Source organism: Dehalococcoidia bacterium (assembly GCA_040902535.1).
Taxonomy (GTDB): domain Bacteria; phylum Chloroflexota; class Dehalococcoidia; order DSTF01; family JACRBR01; genus JBBDXD01.
The window spans coordinates 1-19,693 of record JBBDXD010000022.1 but is presented as its reverse complement, the minus strand read 5'-3'; the positions used below and the strand labels follow the sequence as shown (position 1 = coordinate 19,693).

Sequence of the window (19,693 nt, the reverse complement as noted above, 5' to 3'; positions counted from 1 at the left end):
AGGATACGCCCTAGATTCGATCTGAACCGTGAGAGAGGGCGACATGCCCTCTCATAAGTGTCGGCAATACGGATGGCCCGCCTGATCGCCCGCGTCGAATTGACAGGCGCCATCTTAGCCTGCGGGCACGCTGAACGGACAGCACGAAATCGGGTCCCTTGTCGGGACCCGGTTTCGAGAAACTTCCAAGAGCGGGCAGCTACTCGCTCAGCTTCGTGAAGTGGATGGAGGCGTCCTCGTCGAAGACCCCTGCGAGCGCGTTCGTCGTAAGGTCCGCTTTGACGAACCGGCCGAGCACAACACAGTCGTCTCCATTCGGGCAGTCGTTCTCATCGAAGCCATCAAGCCACATCAGAGCGAACCGCTCAATGGTCACCCCTGAGGCGCCGTTTCCTGTGCCATCGATGATTGGAATGATGATAATGCGCCGGCTGCAGACATCCGTCGTGCTCGTGCAGTGGCCGGGACCATCCGTCCACGGGTTGCAATCAGGGTGGAGGTTGTATTTGCCGTTGGCATCCGGCGTGCCAAAGGTGTCCTCAAACGTGTCGCAAGACTGTGTGCCGCACGGATTTGACGTGTCGCAGGTATTGTCAAGGCGGAAGTACACAGCATTCCTGGTCTTGCCAATGACGTTGCCGGGCTCCGACTCACAAACGGCGCCAATGCATTCGGGAGCGGTCTCTCCGCAGACTTCGGGATACTGGCCGGGACAGGATCCGGGTGCGCAGTTGGGCGCCGATTGAGCGCATGCGGTCGTGACGCTGCCGAACATCACGGCATCCTCATACTCGCCCGCACCTGGCCCGTCGATGCGAATTATCCCGAAGTTGCCGGTGACCGATTCGCCTGCGTCCACTTTCATCGCGATGGGCAGACCGTTTGAGCTGTCGACGGTCTCCTGCGTGACCGACCACGGCACAATACCGGAGCCGCCGCCGAACGAGACCTTCACGGCCGCGGCGCGCGCGCCAACGTCACGTTCATCGACGCCGAGCACCCTCATGAAGACGAAATTATGGGGGCGCCTGATCTCGGCCACGATCTCCGGCACGTCACCGGTGATGTCAATCGTGATCGTGACGTCGGCGAGGTCGATGTCATTCTTAACCGCCCATTCTTCGGCAACATCACGCGCGGCGTCTTCGTCTGGCAAAAGTTGGGAACCGGCGAGCGCGATGCTGTCGGCGGAGTTCTGGAGATGCCGGCGGTCGCTCATGTACGTGCCGACATCGATCGCCAATCCCGTCATGCCGAGCAGGACCGGCAAGAGACCGGCGGCGATCATCGCCACCTGGCCACGTTCGTTTAACTTTCGGATCAGCCTTCGAAACGCCTTCATATGCTTACTCCAGCCGCATGTCGGTCCGGGCGGTGATCGTCAGACTGTCGGAGATGCTGCCACCTGACATGAAGTTGACGATCCGCTGGACTGGCGTGATGTAGTTGTACTCGTAGTCCATCTCGACGATCACCGACTCGCCGGGCGACTTGCCGGCCGGATACGTGACCGTGACGTCGTTGATGTTCGCGAGATCGAGGCCCTTGAGTGTGTTGCAGGTCTTGCCAACAACAGTGGTCGTCGTCGAGCCGTTGCACTCGCCGGATCCGCCGGAAGAGAACGTTCCAGCGGGGTTGCCGACCGCCGCGTACCGCGCACCTTCCCTGGTCGCCGACGACACGCTGATGTACGCCCGCAGGCCGAGACCAAAGTCGATGATCCCGAACACCAGGATCAGCAGCATGGGCACGACGAACGCGAATTCGACGAGGCTCTGCGCACGTTCGCCTCTGGTTATTCTCCGAAGCATTGCCCACCCGCCTTCATCTCTGCGTTCATGCAGCTAACTCAAACGACACCGCGAGAACTGCGGGCGGTATCGATGTCTTAACTAGGCAACCGGCACGAAGGAAACGGGTGTCTCGTTCTTCGGACGTAGCGGATCCGAAAAGGAGCGGCCCGAACTTGCGTGCAAGTTGCCGGCGGTCGCCCACCCCTGCGGCCGTCCTCCACATACTTGGTTTAGTTATCGGTCGATCAGGGAATTCCCTGTATGCGTGCGGTGATACCGACGATCCGGAATGGCCTCACGTCAGCGCGTGCGCAGCGGCGGTGCATCCTCGTCGGCGATGCGCAGCAGGGCGCCGTTGACGTAGTCCAGGAAGTAGACATAGCCGTCGGCGAATTGGCGGATGCCGCTCGAACAGCCCGGCGCGAGGATCACATCGTCTGCCTGCAGCCTGGCCGGTTGCGGCGCGAAACGGTGCAACGCGCCGCCGCGGTGAAACTGGCAGAAGAGGACCATGCCGTCGAAGGCGGTGAGCGGGCCATCGCGGTAGGCAATGGCGCCGGCAAGCCCGTTGGATTCAAGATAGGTGAGGAGCGGCGTCGCCACCTCCGACGCCTCGTCGACCGCGCTCGCCGGCCACCCGTAGTTGGCGCCGGCCTCGAGGCGATGGATCGTGTCGAAGCCGAATTCCCCGTTGTCGAGCACAAACATCGGTCCCTGCGGATCGACGGCGACCCCGAACGCGTTACGCAGCCCGACGGCATAGACGCGCGGATCGGCGCCTTCGCGGCCGGTGAACGGATTGTCCGCGGGCGCCCCGCCATTGCGGTCGATACGTAGCAGCTTGCCGAGCGGCGAAGCCACGTCCTGCGCCGCATCGGGCGTCTCGTGATCGCCCACGCCCACGAGCAGCGTCCCGTCAGGCAACCACGTCAGCGACCCCGCGATGTGACAGCATTCGGGCGCGGCTGCGACCTCCAAGATCGTCTGCGGATCGACCCCGGCGCCCCGTTCATCGCGCAGGCGCACGAGCTTCGTCGTGCGGACGCCGGCGCTCGACTGCGCTGAGTAGTAGATATAGACGGCGACACCCTCGTCGGTATTGGGATCGACGGTGACGCCGACGAGTCCCAGTTCGGAGACGAAGGCCTCGCTGGTCTGCACGTAGAGGTCCGGCACGACGTAATACGGCGCAGCGCGCAGGGCGCCGTTTTCGATGACGCGCACGCGCCCCGACACCTGCTCGACGAAGAAGATGCGGCCGTCCGGTGCGCCATCGAGCGCGGCGGGAGCTTCGAGGCCGCTGACCAGGTTTTCGATCCGATAGCCGGCCGGCAGCCCCTCGAAGATGACGGGCGGATCGCGTCGGATCCCCGTAGCTTGTGGCATCGGCTGGACGGCGGCGCCGAGCGTTTCCACGACGGCGCCGCCATCGTCGAGGCTGCGGTCGATGGCGACCGCGGCAACTGCGGCGACTACCGCGGCGACGACGAGAACCGTGAGGGCGAGCGCGAGACGGACCGGGGAGCGAGACACGAGGGTGATCTTACGTCAGGCGGGCGCCTCGCCCAAACGGACGGCGTGGCGCGCACGACGCGGGCTGTTCGCTATCCTGAACGCGCGCCCCCGTAGCTCAGAGGATAGAGCAGTGGTTTCCTAAACCATGTGCGCAGGTTCGAGTCCTGCCGGGGGTACCAGGCCTACACCACTCACGCCGGTTAGCAAATAGTGGCTGAAACTCGGGCCACGGGTGCAACCATAGTTGCTTCCCAAGCGTGTCCATGCGCACGCGCTCGAACAGAATGCGACAGGCCTCTCGCTTCTCGTCGTTCGTCATGCCCCGCCACACCTGATGCATGGAGACGAGCCGCTCCTTGCTCACCCTGAGCGCCGCAGGCACCACGGCGGGCATGCGTGAAAGCTGGTCGTTAATCGCTTCGATCTCCTGGCTCCACTCGTCGTCGCCGAGCGACTCGGACATGAATGCCTTCGTCACGCGCCGCTTGCGCTCCAGCAGCTTCGCCCTTTGCCCGTCGTCGGCCGGTGGTATCCTTCGCGCCTCAGCGTCCACCTGGGCGAGCCACTCGGCGTCGATGCCCATGCCCGCGATCGCCTCGTCGACCTCGCGTTCGGCGAGCTGGGCTTGCCACATTCGTCCCTCTGCAACACATGCTCGCTCGCGGCATCTCGACGACTCGCGGTAGTAGACGTACTCCAGTTGCTTGCCCGACTTGCATTGCCAGATCGGGCCGTCACAGTGGACACACGTGGCGATGCCGGCGAGCATCCGCGGTCGGCGAGCATGGCTCGGCTGCTTCCTCACCTGTGCCTGCGCGGTGAGAAACAACTCCTCCGAGATGATCGCATCGTGGATGCCTCTGCGGCGCTCGCCCTTGTGATGTATGAAGCCCGCGTAAAAGTCGTTCTCCACGACCGACTGGATTGCGGAATGCGTGAAGACGTGATTCCCCTGCTTGGAGCGAGGCTTCATTCCCATCGCGTTCCATCGCCGCGCGATCTCCCGGTAACCGGCCCCGCCGACGCGGTCGCGGAAGGCTTCACGGATGGCTACAGCTTCTTCCGGGATGGGAGTGAGCGGGTCCTTGTTCGTGGCGCCCTTCCGGTAGCCGAAGGGCACATCGCCGATGTGGAGGCCCATGTCGAACTTTCGTTGCTTGGACTTCTTGATGTGAAAGCTGGCCTTGCGGGAACTGGCGGCGCTGAACCCCAGTTCCATGCTGAACATCAAGCGACCTTCGGGGGTGTCGTAGTCCACGTCGTTCGAAGCGTTGATCAGCTTGATACCGAGGATCTGGAGGTTGTTGAGGACGCTATGGCCGAGCTCCTCATCACGTGCGTATCGGGAGAGGTCATGAACCACGAGGACGTCGAACACCTCTGAAGTTGCGTCGGCGAGCAGCGAACGCACGGTCTGGCGCTTGTCGATCTCGCGCGTGAAGGCCGACTCACCGGCGCCGACGTACTCGCGCACGACGACGAATCCGCGCCGCAGACAAAGGGCTCGCGCCGCATCGCGTTGCGCGTCGAGCGAGAACGCGTCGGCCTCGGCCTGGCGCTGGTCGCTGACGCGCAAGAGCAATGCGGCCCTCAGCGGCTGGTCTTGTTGCCTTCGAGCAGTTGACTTCGCCATGACGCGACCAGCAGTTCCCTCAATCTTTGCCAGCGGTCCGATTCCGCTGGGTTACATACAGCCATATCCTTCGCCGATGTATCCACTCCCAATTTCCTCCAACGACAAAGGCTCCCCGCACGCCCTTCCCAGGCGCGCCGGGAGCCTCTACGCCGCTCCGAGCGACTCACGACGGCCAGGCCACTCACACGGTGGGCGTGAACTCCACTTCAATCCTGCCGCCTGCGGCGATGCGGAACGTAAGCCGACCAAGTCGGCAGCGCCCCAAGAGAGCTTCGTGTTCTTCTAGCTTCTCTTGGATAGCCTGTTTAATTCGCCCTGCTCGATCAGCCGGTGTGGGAAGGTCACGCGGAGTTTCTCGCTCGGTCATCGGATTACCACTCCCCTTGGAAAACGACGTTCACTTCAGACAGCGCCTCGTTGATTGCAGCGATGCTTCCCCTTGCCCTAGCGCGTATCACGGGATCGGCGACGTGATCTTGAGCAAACGCCCACGCCTCACTCAGACCCGCTCTCAGCGCCACGCGAACCGATTCACGGTCACCCGAGATCGCGATCGGGAAGCCGCCAGTGACGGCATCCCCTCTAAACACGACAACGTATGAGTTCATCTCAGTTCTCCTAGGAAGTTCTAACGAGCCGCTTGCTAGCGGCCCTCTCACATATCCCGCCGCGCGGCGAGGAATCTTACGCTACCCGCACTTCCGAATCGAGCTTTCGCCACCGCTCTGAACCACGCAGGCGATACAAAGCTTGATGCTGCGCATTAGTGAGAGGACGTCCTTCGATCCTTGCGAGAAGGGCCTCACGTTGAGAACGTGGAATGCCGACTAGGCTCTGCCAGAAGTTCGCGTGCAAGGCGCGAATCTCGGCATGGTACGCGAGATCGAGCGGATCCTCGAGTTGATCAGCCTTCAACGCAACTTCACGACCTTCGAGCCTCCGTCGCCATCCAGGGCCCGCGAGATCATCCATCAATCGATTCGAGAGAGCGGCGCGTGTTGAACGGAACATTCCACTTATCGGCGCTTGCTCGCTCGCCACGTCGTTCGCCGCGAGTAGCACGCACTGCAGAACAGCATTTCGCAACTCGACGTCAACGGAGGACCCTGCATCACCCGCTCGTCGTACCAGCTCGGACTTTGCAAGCGGCCACCTGAGGGAATGAATGGGGCGATTGAACCATTCATCTGTCAGGCGCTGGATCGCCTCCCACTTCTCTTGTTGATTCGTATCGACGCTCGTTACGATCGCCCAATCGCCGAGGAACGTGCCGGGCTGGAAGACCTTCCAGACCACCGAACCTAGCTCCGGAGCAACAGGAAGATCTGCAATCAGGTCATCAAAGAAGTTGAGCGTCCAATGTATTCTTTTTTTCGTGAAGGTATGGACTCGCCAGATCGTGCTTAACAGACTGTCCAACGACGCAGCGGCAATCATACGCTGAAAGTAAGCTAGCTCGAACTTGGCAGGCCGGATCGATAATACGAAGTCGCGCGCTCGCTCCATGTGAAGCCGCTCGCTCAGCATCTCAAGCTCGGCCGGACTGAATGCGCCAGTGGACAACACTGGCGCGATCGATAGGAACCGATCGGTGATTTCGATCTGTTGCTCAGCCGAATTGTTATCGACCGTCGCCACGTTGTCCGTCCTCCATGTAAGCGGCATCAAGGCGCCCACTAAGCCGAACGCCCTCGCTCAAAACCCGTCCGAACAGGCGATCTCTTACGATCCGCCTACGAGACGTCCTTCAGAAGAGCGCGCATGGACGACGAAGCTCGGGCTCGGAACACCGCCTGATGCTCCGCGTTGCGCAGCGGTCGCTCGCCGGAGATCCGGGCGATCAATGCGTCCCGTTGGGCTTCGGGAAGTTCTGCGACGGCAGCCCAGAAACTGAGCTGGAGTTCCTTTAGCTGCATGTCATATTGGCTGGTGAGATCTCGTTCGACGTCGGCGTGAGTGTGATCTAAGGAGTAGATTACTCCCCGTTCGCGCTGGCGCCATCCAGGCCCCGCGAGGTCGTCCATCAGATAGTTCGCCAACGAAGCACGGCAGGCCCTGAGGAGATCGGGCACAGGAGTGCCGTCCAGGTGCTCTTGGAGGGCTAAGGGTAGGCTCTGACGAACCGACATCTTCATTTCCTGACGCGCGGTTGTCCCGTTGTCCGCGGCGCGCGCGCGCAACTCTGGTCGCACATGGTGGAACCGCGCCGGGTGCAAGGGCGATCGGAACCAGTTCTCGCTCAGGCGGTCGATAGCGGCCAGTTGTTCGTCCGCTGAGTTCTCTCCGCCGGCCGCGATAAGGACATCGCCTAGAAATGTCCCCGGCGCGAAATCCTGAGCCCACTGCTCGCTCGCGCGGCGCATAGCCGCCGAAAACGAATCAAGGAACGGGCTTAGCTGTTGCGCGAAGTTCTCTGGGATGATCCTTGATATCTGCGACAGCCGGTCTGAAAGGCCTCCTCGATTGAATCCAGCCTCGAAGGTCATGAAATAGCGTCTCGACACCTCGTCAAGTTGGCTCATCCACGACTGCTGTAAATCGTGCACCAGAGCCTGTGTGACTCCGAACACCCCAAATCCGGTGGACAAGGCGGAGATCTCTAATCGACGACTAGCTCGTTCCGCTGCCAACACTGAGGCTTGGATGTCGCGGCCCGAAAGCTGTTGCGCCCGGAGCACAATCTCGGTGTAGCGATCCATTCCCGGCACGCTCCCTTGAGGCTAGATTAGCACAGGCGTACGAAAACCGCGGTCCAGTGCCGCGGTCACCTGACTGTATCCCGTCAGTGAGCGCCGATTCTTACTCCTCGTCGGACGGGCTCCCTCTCTTGATTCCGATCGCCTCCGCCACCTTCGCCCATCCCGTGTCCGCCTCGCCCTCCAACCGCCGCAGGTATGTCGTCGTGACCGCGAGGCTGCTGTGGTCGAGGAACCGGCTCACGTCCTCGACGCTCTCGCCGGCGTCGCGTCGCAGCTTGGCGGCGGAGTGCCGGAAGATGTGCACGCCGGCCCGCGGCAGACCCGCTGCCACGAAGTACCGCTGCAGCCGAGCGTAGAACGTCCCGCTCGTGAGGGCCTTCCCGTCCGCGTGTGCTTGCCACAGCGGCTCGTCGGGCGCCATCGTCGCCATGTCCTTCCCGAGTGCCGCCAGCGCCGCGACAGTCGCCTCGTAGGCGGGTGCAGGAAGCTCGCGCTTGCCGCGCTTTCCACCTTTGCCTTTGTAGGCGTAGTAGATCCGTCTGTCGTCTTCGATCAGGTCGCCTCGCGTCAGTGACAGCACCTCGGTGCGTCTTCGGCCGGTGAGCACGAGCGTAAGGACGATCGCGCGGTCGCGGAGCCCAGCGGGCGTGTCGGGGATCGCGGCGAGGAACTGGCGAACGTTGTCCGCACTCAGGCCGCGCGGCACCGCCTGATCCTTCCGCGGACGTTCGAGCGCATCGCAGGGATTGGATGTCGTCGCGCCGAGCCGGATGAGGAATCGATAGAAGCTGCTGAGACACGCCACGCGGGCGCCGATCGTCGTGGCGGAAGGTTGCTTGCCAGACGCCCCAACGCCGTACGCCCAGGCGAACACGTCTGCGCTCGCGATGCGGTCGGGCGGCTTGCCAGTTGCGCCGAAGAAGTGGTGCAGCATGCTGGCGTACGCCTGGACCGTGCGGCCGGAGCCGGAGCGGCGCTCCTTCTCGGCGAGGAAGGCATAGAGGGCGCGATCCCAGCCTGAGACAGACTCATCGGATTCGGTGGGCACGACTCGTTCTGCGACCATGGTGCGGCTCCTTTCATTGAAGGCGGCACTATGATGGCGTATCGTCGGACGACATCAAGTCGGGCACGCCGGGCAGCGCTCCTTCGCTCGTGGGAGGATTCCGCTTGACGAGCCACCGTCTAATGCCTTAGCCCTGAGACGACCCACCCGCTGTCCGACGAGAAGGAGCCTTAGGTGGACGTAGCGATCTCCGCGAGCAGCCAGGCCCGCGCACAAGTCCAGGGCGACTTCGCGAGTTATGTGTCCCGGCCCAAGCGCCCGCTCGCGACGATCGTCAAGACGGCCGCCACTCTTGCGACCCGGCAGGAGATCTCCGCGAACGAGTTCCGCCAGATGCTTTGGCGAGTTTATGAGGAGTCGGTGGAGCCGTTCCTAGGACCGTCGTCGACGTCAGGCTCTGAACGGAGTGAGAGGTATGAGCGGCTCCGACGAAGCCTGGGCGCGGCCCAATTGATCTAGCACTCGTCTCCCCATAGCGCGTATCTACATCGAGAGCCGACCGGCTTGCCCATCATATTGGCGTAGTGTCGAACGGGGTCAAGCAGTCGGCTGAAGCTCGTTCAGATCGTGGCGGAGCGTTCCGTCTTCATCCGACTTGAGGAAGAGCGTGCGTACCTCCACGTTGATCGGCGCATTGGGGTTGCGGGACCAGGCGCGGTACAGGCCGCCGAGCCAGAGGTACCGATCGAGCTCTCGTCCCGTACAGCCGAGACGGCAGAGCGCGATCAGCGCGCTATGCGCAGCCACATAGTCTGCAAATAGGGGCGGATTGTCCGTCGGGAGGTTGACGCTCGACAGATGGAACCGTAGCCGCTCAATCGCATAGCCGCCGAAGATCGGAAAGCGATCCTTGTCGATGTAGAAGTGTGCGAACTTTGAGGCGAAGCTCAGATGGCGGCGTGGTTTCCCATTGGTGTTCAACGTAGCCAGCCGCTCCACGAGATCGACGGATTGTTCCTCCGACAACACCTGTTCAATGTGCTCGGCCATTCGTCCGAGTGCATAGACGTTGGTCCCGTAAAGCTGATTGATTGCCGATGCTTTCACCAGACACTCGCCCAAGGAGAAGCCTGGCATGCTCCGTGCCAATTCATCGAGCGCGGCGTCAGTCGCCTTCCACGAAACGAGCCGGTCGTGAATGCGCGTGGCCGCATGGATCTGTTCGCTGGTGAGCGGAACTCGCAGCGAGATTGACGTCATGAGGGGTCAGCGGCGGACGACGGCTGAGTCGCGGACCCGGACAGCTGCGCGCGCAGATCCGCGAGGAGCCGACCTTTGTATTTCCAGATCACCCAGCCGTTGGACGCCTTTCCATCTCGAAGGGCGGCGGCCGCAGCCGAGGGCGTCGCGTACAACTTACCTTGGAGTTCGATCCCGCCATCGCGCACTCGCGCGGCGAACGTCTGCCTGTAAAGCGTGCACTCGAGCGCGGCGTCCGCAGGTAGAAGGCCGGCGTCGACTAGTTCGGTGAGGCCGGACCGTGCGCCTGTAGCTTCACGCCGAGGCTTTCGCACTTGGGCTGGTACATCGGTTGGCGCCGCAGAATCCTCATTCGTTGCGAGATCGGCGGTCGTTGCCTCTACGCCGGCTTCGGTGAGCACGTCGAGGACCGCCTGTCCCGTAACCGTCTCTCCGAACCGGTCTTTGACCGCGCGACGCAGCGCGTTGATCGCAGGAGAGTCCGGCCGTGCGAGCTCGTCCGCGATCACTCGCTCGATCAGAAGCTTAGTGAGCGGCGAAGATCTGGCAAGAGAATCACGCGAAAATAGGGAGAGGACGGCCCAGGCCTTCGCCGCCGCCTGGGCATCCGAGTCGAGACGAACGGCCGCGACATGCTTCGCTGCGAGCGCCCCCTTCGCGTGAGCGTCATAGATTGTCCAGGACACGCCGTTCGTGATCAGACACCAGCGCACGCCCAACACGCTGGCGTATTGAACACACTGGGCAGCGTGCTGATCCGTGATGGCATGGCGCACGGCCTTGGCTTCGACCAGGGCTTGCGGCTCGCCGCCCGCACGAAGCTCATAGTCGATGAACTCCCGCGTCGCCGCGACAGGCACCTCGCGTCGGAGCGCATCCACGCCCCGGTACCCGAGCAAGGTGAGCACGGGGTCAATGAGGTGCGCTCGCGTGTCCGCCTCGCTGAGATTCATCGAGGCGTAGTCGCGCACCATGGCGGCGTGTTCGAGGAACTCCGTCTCACCATTGGGCATGGTCGGGGAGATTATCTCACCAGCACCTCACTGGGGGTTGGATGGATGTCAAGGACAACCTTGATTGGTTCGTATACCTCGCACCTGACGTATACTCTTCACACCATGCCGAAGCCCGAGGAAGAAGCCCGGCGACGAATCGATGAGCTGCTCTGCCTGGCCGGGTGGCAGGTGCAGGACCGCGAGGCGGTGAACCTGAACGCCGGACGCGGCGTCGCAGTGCGCGAGTTTACGCTGAAGGCTGGGCATGGGTTTGCGGATTACCTGCTCTACGCGGACGGTTACGCCGTAGGCGCCATCGAAGCGAAGCCAGCGGGCATGACGCTGACGGGCGTGGAAATGCAATCGGAGAAGTACAGCACCGGGCTGCCGGATGTGATTCCCGCGCCGACGCGGCCGCTCCCATTCCTCTATGAAAGTACGGGGGTCGAGACGCGGTTCACCAATCTGCTTGACCCAGAGCCGCGCAGCCGGCGTGTGTTCAGCTTCCATCGACCGGAGACCCTTGCCGACTGGCTGGGCCTGGCAGGCCAGGCGCAGAAGAAGGTCGCGGAGAGGCATACATCGACGTTGCGCAGCCGTATGACGAACATGCCGTCGCTGATCGAGACGGGTTTGTGGTCGCCGCAGATCACGGCGGTGAAGAACCTGGAGCATTCGCTGAGCGGGGACCGGCCGCGGGCGCTGATCCAGATGGCGACGGGCAGCGGCAAGACGTTCACGGCGATCACGGCCATCTATCGACTGATCAAGTTCGGCGGCGCGCAGCGGGTCCTGTTCCTGGTGGACCGCGCTAACCTCGGCAAGCAGGCGCTGCGTGAGTTCCAGCAGTACACGACGCCTGATGACGGACGCAAGTTCACCGAGCTGTACAACGTGCAGCACCTGACCTCGAACAAGATCGACCCGGTGGCAAGGGTGTGTATCACGACGATCCAGCGGCTGTACTCGATGCTTAAGGGCGAAGCGGAGTTCCCCGAAGAGAACGACGAGGCGTCGCAGTGGGACAGCGGCGCGCCGTTGATGCCTGAGCCGGCGCCGGTGGCGTACAACGCGGCGATACCCATCGAGACGTTCGACTTCATCGTCACGGACGAGTGCCACCGCTCGATCTACAACCTGTGGCGGCAAGTGCTGGAGTACTTCGATGCGCATATCATCGGATTGACAGCGACGCCGTCGAAACAGACGCTGGGGTTCTTCAACATGAACCTGGTGATGGAGTACAACCACGAGCAGGCGGTGACCGACGGCGTCAACGTCGATTTCGACGTGTACCGCATTCGCACGCAGATCACACAGGCGGGCTCGACCGTCGAGGCTGGCTACTTCGTCGACCGGCGGGACCGGCTGACGCGCGCCGTGCGGTGGTCGCTGCTGGACGATGACCTGACGTACGGCTCGACGGACCTGGACCGCAGCGTGGTGGCGATCGATCAGATTCGGACCGTCGTCAAGACGTTCCGCGACAGGCTGTTCTCCGAGATGTTCCCGGGGCGCACGGAAGTGCCAAAGACGCTGATCTATGCCAAGGATGACAGCCACGCTGATGACATCGTGCAGATCGTGCGGGAGGAGTTCGGCAAGGGAAACGATTTCGCTCAGAAGATCACGTACAGGACGAGTGTCAACAAGGTCGTTGACCCGAAGACAGGCGCCATGACCTACAAGGCGAGCGGCCAAAAGCCGGAAGACCTGCTCTCCGCGTTCCGCAACAGCTACTACCCGCGCATCGTGGTGACTGTGGACATGCTGGCGACGGGCACGGACATCAAGCCGCTGGAAGTCGTGATGTTCATGCGGGAAGTGAAGAGCCGGATCTTCTTCGAGCAGATGAAGGGCCGCGGAGTGCGTGTGATCGATAGCCATACGTTGAAAGGCGTGACGCCGGACGCGGAGGCGAAGACGCGGTTCGTGATCGTCGACGCGGTGGGGCTGTGCGAGAGCAACCTGACGGACACGAGGCCACTCGACCGCAAGCCGGCGGTGCCGTTGCAGAAACTGATCCAGGCCGTATCGTTCGGGAGCACTGACCCGGACGTACTGTCGACGCTGGCGGGGCGGCTGGCGCGGCTGGACCGGCAGATCAGCGCGGAAGACCGGAAGAAGCTGACCGACCTCGCAGACGGCAAGAAGCCCGGCGACATCGCGGCGGGGATCGTCGAAGCGCTGGACCCTGATCTGCAGCGTGAGGTTGCGCGGGCAGAGGCGGGCCTCGCACAGGATGCTGAGCCATCGCCGGAACAGATCGAGGCTGCGGCGCGGCGACTCCTAGGAGCAGCAGCGGCGCCGCTGGCAACGAACCCGGGCCTCCGCAACGAGATCGTCGCGATGAAGCAGCGGTACGAACAGACAATCGACACGGTGAGCAAGGACTTCGTGCTGTTCGCAGAGTTCTCTGACGAAGCGAGGGAGCGGGCGCGGACGATCGTCACATCGTTCGAGGCGTTCATCCGCGAGAATAAGGACGAGATCACGGCGCTGCAGGTGCTCTACAGCAGGCCGTACAAGGAGCGGCTGCGCTTCGCGGACATCAAGGCACTGGCCGATACGCTGAGCGCGCCTCCACGAAACTGGGTGCCGGAGCAGCTCTGGCGGGCGTACGAGATCCTGGACCAATCGAAGGTGCGCGGGGCGGGCGGGCGGATGCTGACGGACATCGTGTCGCTGGTGCGGTTCGCACTGCAGCAGGACGGCGAGTTGTTGCCGTTCGCGGAGGACGTCGAGGCGCGCTTCGAGCGATGGCTAGCGATGCAGGAGGTGGCGGGGCACGCGTTCACGCTGGAACAGCGCGCCTGGCTTGAGCGCATCCGCGACCACGTTGCCGGCGGTCTAATGATCGCCGCCGACGACTTCGAGTATTCGCCGTTCGTGCAGGAAGGCGGACTCGGCAAGGCGTACGAGCTCTTCGGAGAAGAGTTGCCAAAGCTCCTCGATGAGCTGAATGAGGTGTTGGTCGCTTGAGCAACGAGCCTTGGGAGATTCCCGAAAGCTGGTCGTGGACAAGGATGGGCCAGGTATCCGTGGTGATTGGCGGAAGCACGCCATCGACGGCCGATTCCGCCAACTTCGAGAACGGCACGGTTCCATGGATTACGCCAGCAGATCTCTCAGGCTACCGGGACAAGTTCATCTCGACCGGAAAACGTTCCATCACCGAGCGCGGTTTGATGAGTTCTGGCGCGCGGATGATGCCGGCAGGAACTGTCTTGTTCAGCTCGCGCGCCCCGATCGGGTATGTCGCGATCGCCGCGAATGCCCTCTCCACCAACCAAGGCTTCAAGAGTTTCGTTCTAGACCCAGCACTCTTCCCCGACTACGTCTACTACTACCTACAACGCGGCAAGGAACTGGCACTCGAGTTGGCAAGCGGGACGACGTTTGCAGAGATCTCGGGGAAGAGCGCCCACGAGATTCCATTGCCGCTGCCACCGCTCCAAGAACAGCATCGTATCGTCGCGGAGATCGAGAAGCAGTTCACGCGGCTGGATGCGGCGATGGCCGCGCTCGAACGCGTGCGGGCGAACATCAAGCGCTATCGCGCGGCTACGCTGGCCGCGGCGTGCGAGGGACGGCTGGTGCCGACAGAGGCTGAGTTGGCGCGAGCTGAGGAGCGGGAGTATGAGGACGCGGATCGTTTGCTCGCTCGATTGGGCGCACGATCGAACGCAAGCCAGCCGGTTAACACAGCACTGAGACACCCTTATGAACTGCCTATCGGATGGACTTGGTCAACGCCTCTAGAACTATGCGACGGTTCGCGGTCAATAACGTACGGCGTGATCAAACTAGGAGACGGAATCCCAGGCGGAGTCGCGACCCTGCGGTCGAGCGACGTTCGGAGTCTTAGGCTGAACCTAGAACGTGTCAAGACGATAGATCCGGCGATAGCGGCGAACTATCGGAGGACTTTTCTTCGAGGTGGCGAGGTTCTCATCACGGTCCGCGGGACGCTCGGTGGGGTGGTCGTCGCACCTGGATCGGTCGCTGGATTCAACGTGTCCCGCGAGGTAGCGGTCCTTCCAGCGCGCAATGCGTCGATAGCGCAGACTCTGGCAACGTTCATCGCGTCGCCTCATCTCCAGCGATGGATAGTTGCGAACACGAAGGGCATCACTTACCGCGGTCTGAACATCGAGACATTGAAGGTTCTACCTGTTCCCGTCCCACCGCTCGCCGAACAGCACCGTATCGTCGGTGAAGTTGAACGGCGCCTTTCGCTCGCCGACAAGCTCGACGCCGTTGCCAGTGACGCGCTCAGGCGCGGAGCCGCCCTGCGACAGTCGATCCTCAAGCGTGCCTTCGCTGGCGAGCTGGTGCCGCAAGACCCGAACGACGCACCCGCATCGATGCTGCTCGAACGCATCCGCGCCGAGCGCGCGGCGCGGGCGTCGAACGGCGCTCGATCGAAGAAGCTAATTCGACGAAAGGCGCGGGCGTGAATAACGGAAACGGCAACAATCACGCGCAGCAGATCGTCCAGAAGCTCTGGAACTACTGCAACGTGTTGCGCGACGACGGACTCTCGTACCTGGATTACATCGAGCAGTTGACGTACCTGCTGTTCCTAAAGATGGCGCACGAGCAGACGCTGGCGCCCTACAACCGGGCGTCGAGCATCCCAGAGGGGTTCGACTGGCCGAGCCTGACGGGGCGGGACGGCGACGACCTGGAGACGCACTACCGGCACCTGCTGGAGGAGCTGGCGAAAGAGCCGGGCATGCTCGGGATCATCTTCCGCAAGGCGCAGAACAAGATCCAGGACCCGGCGAAGCTGCGGCGGCTGATCGCCGACCTGATCGACCGCGAGACGTGGACGACGCTGGAAGCGGACGTCAAAGGCGACGCGTACGAGGGGCTGCTGGCGAAGAATGCGGAGGACGTGAAGAGCGGCGCGGGCCAGTACTTCACGCCGCGGCCGCTGATCCAGGCGATCGTCGAGTGCGTGCGGCCGGCGCCCGGCGAGACGATCTCGGACCCCGCGTGCGGGACGGGCGGGTTCCTGCTCAACGCGCACGATTACATCGTCGAGAAGCATCCGCAGCTCGACCCCGACCAGCGGCGGCACCTAAAGTTCGACGCCCTGCGCGGTGGCGACATCGTCGACAGCGTCGTGCGGTTGTGCGCGATGAACCTCTACCTGCACGGCATCGGCCCGACGACGGCAGAGGGCGAGCCGCCGGTGGAGAAGGCGGACGCGCTCGCGACAGGGCCCTCCGACCACTTTGAAGTGGTGCTGACCAATCCGCCGTTCGGACGGAAGTCGAGCGTGCTGATCGTCAACGCGGAGGGCGAGCAGGAGCGCGAAGACCTGACCGTCGTCCGCGAAGACTTCTGGGTGACGACGAGCAACAAGCAGTTGAACTTCGTGCAGCACGTGAAGACGCTGCTGAAGATCAACGGCCGGGCGGCGGTCGTCGTGCCCGACAACGTGCTGTTCGAGGGCGGGGCCGGCGAGACGGTCCGCCGGAAGCTGCTTCACGAGTGCGACGTACATACGTTGCTGCGGCTCCCGACGGGCATCTTCTACTCGCAGGGCGTGAAGGCGAACGTGCTGTTCTTCGATCGAAGAGCGGCGAGCGCGACGCCGTCGACGAGCACGCTGTGGATCTACGACTTCCGGACGAACGTGCACATGACGCTGAAGACGAACCCGCTCACGCGGGCGCATCTCGACGAGTTCGTCGCGTGCTATCACGCCGAGAATCGTCACGAGCGCACGCCGACGTGGTCGGAGGAAACGCCGGAAGGCCGCTGGCGGGCGTTTAGCTACGACGAGATCGCGCAGCGCGACAAGGCGAACCTCGACATCTTCTGGGTGAAGGACGAGAGCCTGGAGGACGCGTCGAATCTGCCGGAGCCCGACGTGATCGCGGCAGAGATCATCGAGGATCTGGGTGCAGCGCTGGAGCAGTTCGAACTCATACGTACAGATCTCGCCGTCCAGGTGCTGCCTAGTTCGAACGCAGAGGCCGGTTAGGTTGGAAACGCTGGCCAGTCTGGTTGCGACCATCGCCTCATTCCTGTTCGCGCCAGTGAGATGGGTTTGGAAACGCGCAGTAGGGCAGGCTGCTGAAGAACGGCAACTTGTTCGCCAGGCGAACCTTGCGGCCTTCAATGGCCTGTACAAGCCTCTCTATCAACAGTTGGTGGTCGATCCGCGACCTCTATCGCCGATCGAAACGTTCGCGGACGCGGAGAACGACACGTTGGCTGGATACCTCGAACGTGCGCAAACGCTCATCCAAGGGAAGGAGGAGTACGCGCATCGTGACCTACTCGAACGCATGATGGAGTGGGACGACGCCATCTACATGCCAAGCCGCGATCAATTGTTGCGCGAAGCAGCGTGGATGTACGGCCATGTCCAAGACCAATTCGAGGCGCTTCGACGGAAGCTGCACATGTCGTGAGTACTATCGCCACATCGTGTCGATATTCATGCCTAGCGTAGGCAGCGGAGCGAACGCTCACGCCAGCGTTGTTCGAACCGCCGGCTGATGGTCAGTTACAGTTCCTGCGCGGTATCGCCGATAAAAGAGCTCTTCAATCCGAGCGTATAACCGGGGGATTGGCTGAATCCCCGGTGGTACACGGTTCCAGGCGTGTCGGCTACGCCGAACTGACGCAGAACAGCCGCCCGAACGCGGGGTGCGGCTCACCGCTTACGTTTGCTTCCTTTTTTCCTTTTGTTCTCGTGACCGCCGGCGCCGGCGCCTCCGGACCTGGTAGCTAGCGCTTCGCGCGCTGCCTTCTTGCGGTGTTTTCGCGCCACGGCGGACTCGATATTACGGATCAGTTTGTCCTGTTTCTTGATAGTCCGCTGGGCTTCGCCGAGCTCGACCGCCAGTTGCTGATTCGTACCCACTAGATCTCTTCGTTGGGATTGCGCAGTCAGACTCGACAGGAAGTATGGCCTGTCCAACGGCTCGATCTCATCGAAGAATTCGGGTTTAAGCTCCGAGTCGATCTTTGTCTGGAACTCGTTCAGGTGCTCTCGGAACTCTCGGTCTGCGTCATAAATTAGTCGAGCAAAGAACTCTCGATACTTTTGCTTGTCAACGAAGTGTGCGCTTGAGTCGAATAACGGTGACACGATGAGCTCGCGAAAGGAAGATCGAGAGCTTGGTCGCGTTCCACTGCGGAGTAGGAAGCCATAGAGCGCGTCGGGGGCAACGACGACGTAACGGTCGATCGGTCGAGGACCGAACCGAGCTACGCGGTTCAGGAATCCGCCTTGAGACAACACCGCGATGTCCCACGCCCGAGTCGGATCTTCCTCTTTCTCATCCTTGAGCGCGTCCCAATTGGCGACGGTGGCGTACGCCTCAGCCTCGGCCTTGATTCGGACGTCGCTCTTCTCAATCAGGCGCTCGGCCGCGGACTCACGTATGAACTCCTCGGTTTCGTCTCGGTCAACGAAGGCTTGGTGGTGCGATTTTGTAATCGTCTCAAACGAGAACGTTGCGACTCCGAGGACGTCCTGTATGTATTGCGCCAAGTTCTCTCGAGTAAAGTCGTTACCGTCGAGACAATGCCGGAGGTAGGCGCGGAATTTTGGCCTGGGATTGCCGACAGCGTGAAGCACAAACCCATCCAAGAATGTGTTACGCCGGAACCCCTCACCTCGCGCCGCTTGCAAGACTTCGACCGAATCATCTCCATACGCTTCGACCAAGTCATGGGCCCACATGGCGTGACGGAAGACCTCATCGACGAACCCCTGGATCGTGATCAGAGGCACCCCGTGCGTCTTGGCGCTCGCTAGCAGCGAGCGCATCTGAGGCGAAAAGGTCCCCGATGCGGGCACGGCAGGGATCAACACGTTTGAGTCCACCAGTAACGTCCTCCCGCTCAGGTACTCGGACTGAAACCGGTGACCCTCCGGGTCCATGGCGAGCGCATGGATGCTGAAGAACGAGATGGCGAGATGTTCGACGTACGATCGCTGTGAAGGTGCAGGGTCAGTCAACAGGCGTGCCATATACGCAACAAATCGATATCGTAGCTCATCTGAGCCCAACGTCGAGCCTGCAGCCGCGAGCGTCGAGAAGAGACTAGCCGAACCGCGCCGCGCCACCGGTGCTACTCCGAACACCGCATTGACGATCTCGACCCCGCGCTCGTCAAAGACGCTGATTAGCGCTTCGTGTGCCGTATCGACTGCCCTTTCTCGTGACGCTTCGTCGACGTCAGCCCACTCTCGTTCCAGATCGAGCCGGGTTTGATCACGAAACAAATCAAACAGGCGTCGGTGCTGCGCTGCAGCGTTATCGATCAGGCTCGCGGCGGCCGGTGTCACCTGGTATAGCCCGTCGTCGCGTGTCACCAAGCCGTCGTTTGATAGGCCCCTCAAGCACGCGCCCACCGCACCCTTCAGGAGCGAGCCCACAAGGCCCACAATCTCGCTAACTTGCCCCTCAACGCCGTCCGAGTCCATCGGGCTATCGCGTAGCACATTGAGGACGAGGGACTTCATGGAGTCGACGTACGCCGGTCCGGCGTCTGGCGCGAGCCCGAACCTCGACCACAGGTATAAGCTTTGTGCCCGCCTGCGATCTAGCTCCGGACTCTGCCGAGGTGCCGGCCGATCGGTAATGAAGCTGGAGAGAGCCTCGAATATCCTCACGAGCTCTCTGTGTGATCCACTGTCGTTGTGGTATGGCAGAACAGTGACGTTATAGAGCAGGTTGAGTCGTGCACAATGCTCGGGAGGGACTGACCTGCCCCCCGAAAACTGATCCAGTCTAAATGAGCGTCCTCCGGGATAA

At 62.2% G+C, this 19,693-nt stretch carries 15 protein-coding genes and 1 tRNA gene; 6 read left to right on the top strand and 10 right to left on the bottom strand.

The window, feature by feature from the left end; all coding sequences use genetic code 11:
• Positions 1 to 199: 199 nt before the first annotated feature.
• The 3 genes from WEB52_11785 to WEB52_11775 all read right to left on the bottom strand — a co-directional run bounded on the left by WEB52_11785 (position 200) and on the right by WEB52_11775 (position 3,326).
• Positions 200 to 1,342, bottom strand: coding sequence for a TadE/TadG family type IV pilus assembly protein (locus WEB52_11785; GenBank protein MEX2227116.1), 1,143 nt, complete (start codon positions 1,340 to 1,342; stop codon positions 200 to 202).
• Positions 1,343 to 1,346: 4 nt separating this feature from the next.
• Complete coding sequence (locus WEB52_11780; GenBank protein MEX2227115.1) at positions 1,347 to 1,811, bottom strand: TadE family protein; 465 nt, start codon at positions 1,809 to 1,811, stop codon at positions 1,347 to 1,349.
• 282 nt (positions 1,812 to 2,093) lie between these two features.
• On the bottom strand, positions 2,094 to 3,326 hold the full coding sequence (locus tag WEB52_11775) for a PQQ-dependent sugar dehydrogenase (GenBank protein ID MEX2227114.1): 1,233 nt from the start codon (positions 3,324 to 3,326) through the stop codon (positions 2,094 to 2,096).
• A gap of 86 nt (positions 3,327 to 3,412) precedes the next feature.
• Here WEB52_11775 and WEB52_11770 point away from each other — a divergent pair.
• Positions 3,413 to 3,487 (top strand) — tRNA-Arg (locus WEB52_11770).
• Between the two features lie 329 nt (positions 3,488 to 3,816).
• Entirely contained in the window at positions 3,817 to 4,692 is an 876-nt protein-coding gene (locus WEB52_11765) for a hypothetical protein (GenBank protein MEX2227113.1), read from the top strand.
• Positions 4,693 to 5,315: 623 nt separating this feature from the next.
• Here the strand turns inward: WEB52_11765 and WEB52_11760 are convergent.
• The 6 genes from WEB52_11760 to WEB52_11735 all read right to left on the bottom strand — a co-directional run bounded on the left by WEB52_11760 (position 5,316) and on the right by WEB52_11735 (position 10,883).
• On the bottom strand, positions 5,316 to 5,552 hold the full coding sequence (locus WEB52_11760; protein MEX2227112.1) for a hypothetical protein: 237 nt from the start codon (positions 5,550 to 5,552) through the stop codon (positions 5,316 to 5,318).
• A 76-nt stretch (positions 5,553 to 5,628) separates the two neighbouring features.
• The gene (locus WEB52_11755; GenBank protein MEX2227111.1) at positions 5,629 to 6,582 is read right to left on the bottom strand and encodes a hypothetical protein; all 954 of its coding nucleotides are present in this window, start codon (positions 6,580 to 6,582) and stop codon (positions 5,629 to 5,631) included.
• A gap of 95 nt (positions 6,583 to 6,677) precedes the next feature.
• Positions 6,678 to 7,643 carry a hypothetical protein gene (locus WEB52_11750; GenBank protein ID MEX2227110.1) on the bottom strand — a complete coding sequence of 322 codons (966 nt, stop codon included), beginning with the start codon at positions 7,641 to 7,643 and terminating at the stop codon, positions 6,678 to 6,680.
• 100 nt (positions 7,644 to 7,743) lie between these two features.
• Complete coding sequence (locus WEB52_11745; protein MEX2227109.1) at positions 7,744 to 8,709, bottom strand: tyrosine-type recombinase/integrase; 966 nt, start codon at positions 8,707 to 8,709, stop codon at positions 7,744 to 7,746.
• Between the two features lie 537 nt (positions 8,710 to 9,246).
• Positions 9,247 to 9,909 carry a hypothetical protein gene (locus WEB52_11740; GenBank protein ID MEX2227108.1) on the bottom strand — a complete coding sequence of 221 codons (663 nt, stop codon included), beginning with the start codon at positions 9,907 to 9,909 and terminating at the stop codon, positions 9,247 to 9,249.
• The gene (locus tag WEB52_11735) at positions 9,906 to 10,883 is read right to left on the bottom strand and encodes a type I restriction enzyme HsdR N-terminal domain-containing protein (GenBank protein ID MEX2227107.1); all 978 of its coding nucleotides are present in this window, start codon (positions 10,881 to 10,883) and stop codon (positions 9,906 to 9,908) included. The genes WEB52_11740 and WEB52_11735 overlap by 4 nt, the downstream gene beginning before the upstream one ends.
• 144 nt (positions 10,884 to 11,027) lie before the next feature.
• Here WEB52_11735 and WEB52_11730 point away from each other — a divergent pair, with 144 nt between their 5' ends.
• From WEB52_11730 to WEB52_11715, 4 genes are read left to right on the top strand one after another with little or no spacing between them, the layout of a single operon-like run.
• On the top strand, positions 11,028 to 13,886 hold the full coding sequence (locus WEB52_11730) for a type I restriction-modification enzyme R subunit C-terminal domain-containing protein (GenBank protein MEX2227106.1): 2,859 nt from the start codon (positions 11,028 to 11,030) through the stop codon (positions 13,884 to 13,886).
• A complete protein-coding gene (locus WEB52_11725; GenBank protein MEX2227105.1) occupies positions 13,883 to 15,364 on the top strand; it encodes a restriction endonuclease subunit S in 1,482 nt (493 codons plus the stop codon). Before WEB52_11730 ends, WEB52_11725 begins: the two co-directional genes overlap by 4 nt.
• Positions 15,361 to 16,902, top strand: a complete 1,542-nt coding sequence (locus WEB52_11720; protein MEX2227104.1) for a class I SAM-dependent DNA methyltransferase — start codon at positions 15,361 to 15,363, stop codon at positions 16,900 to 16,902. The genes WEB52_11725 and WEB52_11720 overlap by 4 nt, the downstream gene beginning before the upstream one ends.
• Before the next feature lies 1 nt (position 16,903).
• Positions 16,904 to 17,335, top strand: coding sequence for a hypothetical protein (locus WEB52_11715; protein MEX2227103.1), 432 nt, complete (start codon positions 16,904 to 16,906; stop codon positions 17,333 to 17,335).
• Between the two features lie 245 nt (positions 17,336 to 17,580).
• Here the strand turns inward: WEB52_11715 and WEB52_11710 are convergent, their stop codons facing one another.
• A complete protein-coding gene (locus tag WEB52_11710) occupies positions 17,581 to 19,401 on the bottom strand; it encodes a hypothetical protein (protein MEX2227102.1) in 1,821 nt (606 codons plus the stop codon).
• Positions 19,402 to 19,693: the final 292 nt, after the last annotated feature.

Bases quoted from the DNA above. Each gene is read 5' to 3' on its own strand.
- WEB52_11785 (MEX2227116.1), bottom strand. From the start codon at position 1,342: ATGAAGGCGTTTCGAAGGCTGATCCGAAAGTTAAACGAACGTGGCCAG.
- WEB52_11780 (MEX2227115.1), bottom strand. From the start codon at position 1,811: ATGCTTCGGAGAATAACCAGAGGCGAACGTGCGCAGAGCCTCGTCGAA.
- WEB52_11760 (MEX2227112.1), bottom strand. From the start codon at position 5,552: ATGAACTCATACGTTGTCGTGTTTAGAGGGGATGCCGTCACTGGCGGC.
- WEB52_11750 (MEX2227110.1), bottom strand. From the start codon at position 7,643: ATGGATCGCTACACCGAGATTGTGCTCCGGGCGCAACAGCTTTCGGGC.
- WEB52_11745 (MEX2227109.1), bottom strand. From the start codon at position 8,709: ATGGTCGCAGAACGAGTCGTGCCCACCGAATCCGATGAGTCTGTCTCA.
- WEB52_11740 (MEX2227108.1), bottom strand. From the start codon at position 9,909: ATGACGTCAATCTCGCTGCGAGTTCCGCTCACCAGCGAACAGATCCAT.
- WEB52_11735 (MEX2227107.1), bottom strand. From the start codon at position 10,883: ATGGTGCGCGACTACGCCTCGATGAATCTCAGCGAGGCGGACACGCGA.
- WEB52_11730 (MEX2227106.1), top strand. From the start codon at position 11,028: ATGCCGAAGCCCGAGGAAGAAGCCCGGCGACGAATCGATGAGCTGCTC.
- WEB52_11710 (MEX2227102.1), bottom strand. From the start codon at position 19,401: ATGAAGTCCCTCGTCCTCAATGTGCTACGCGATAGCCCGATGGACTCG.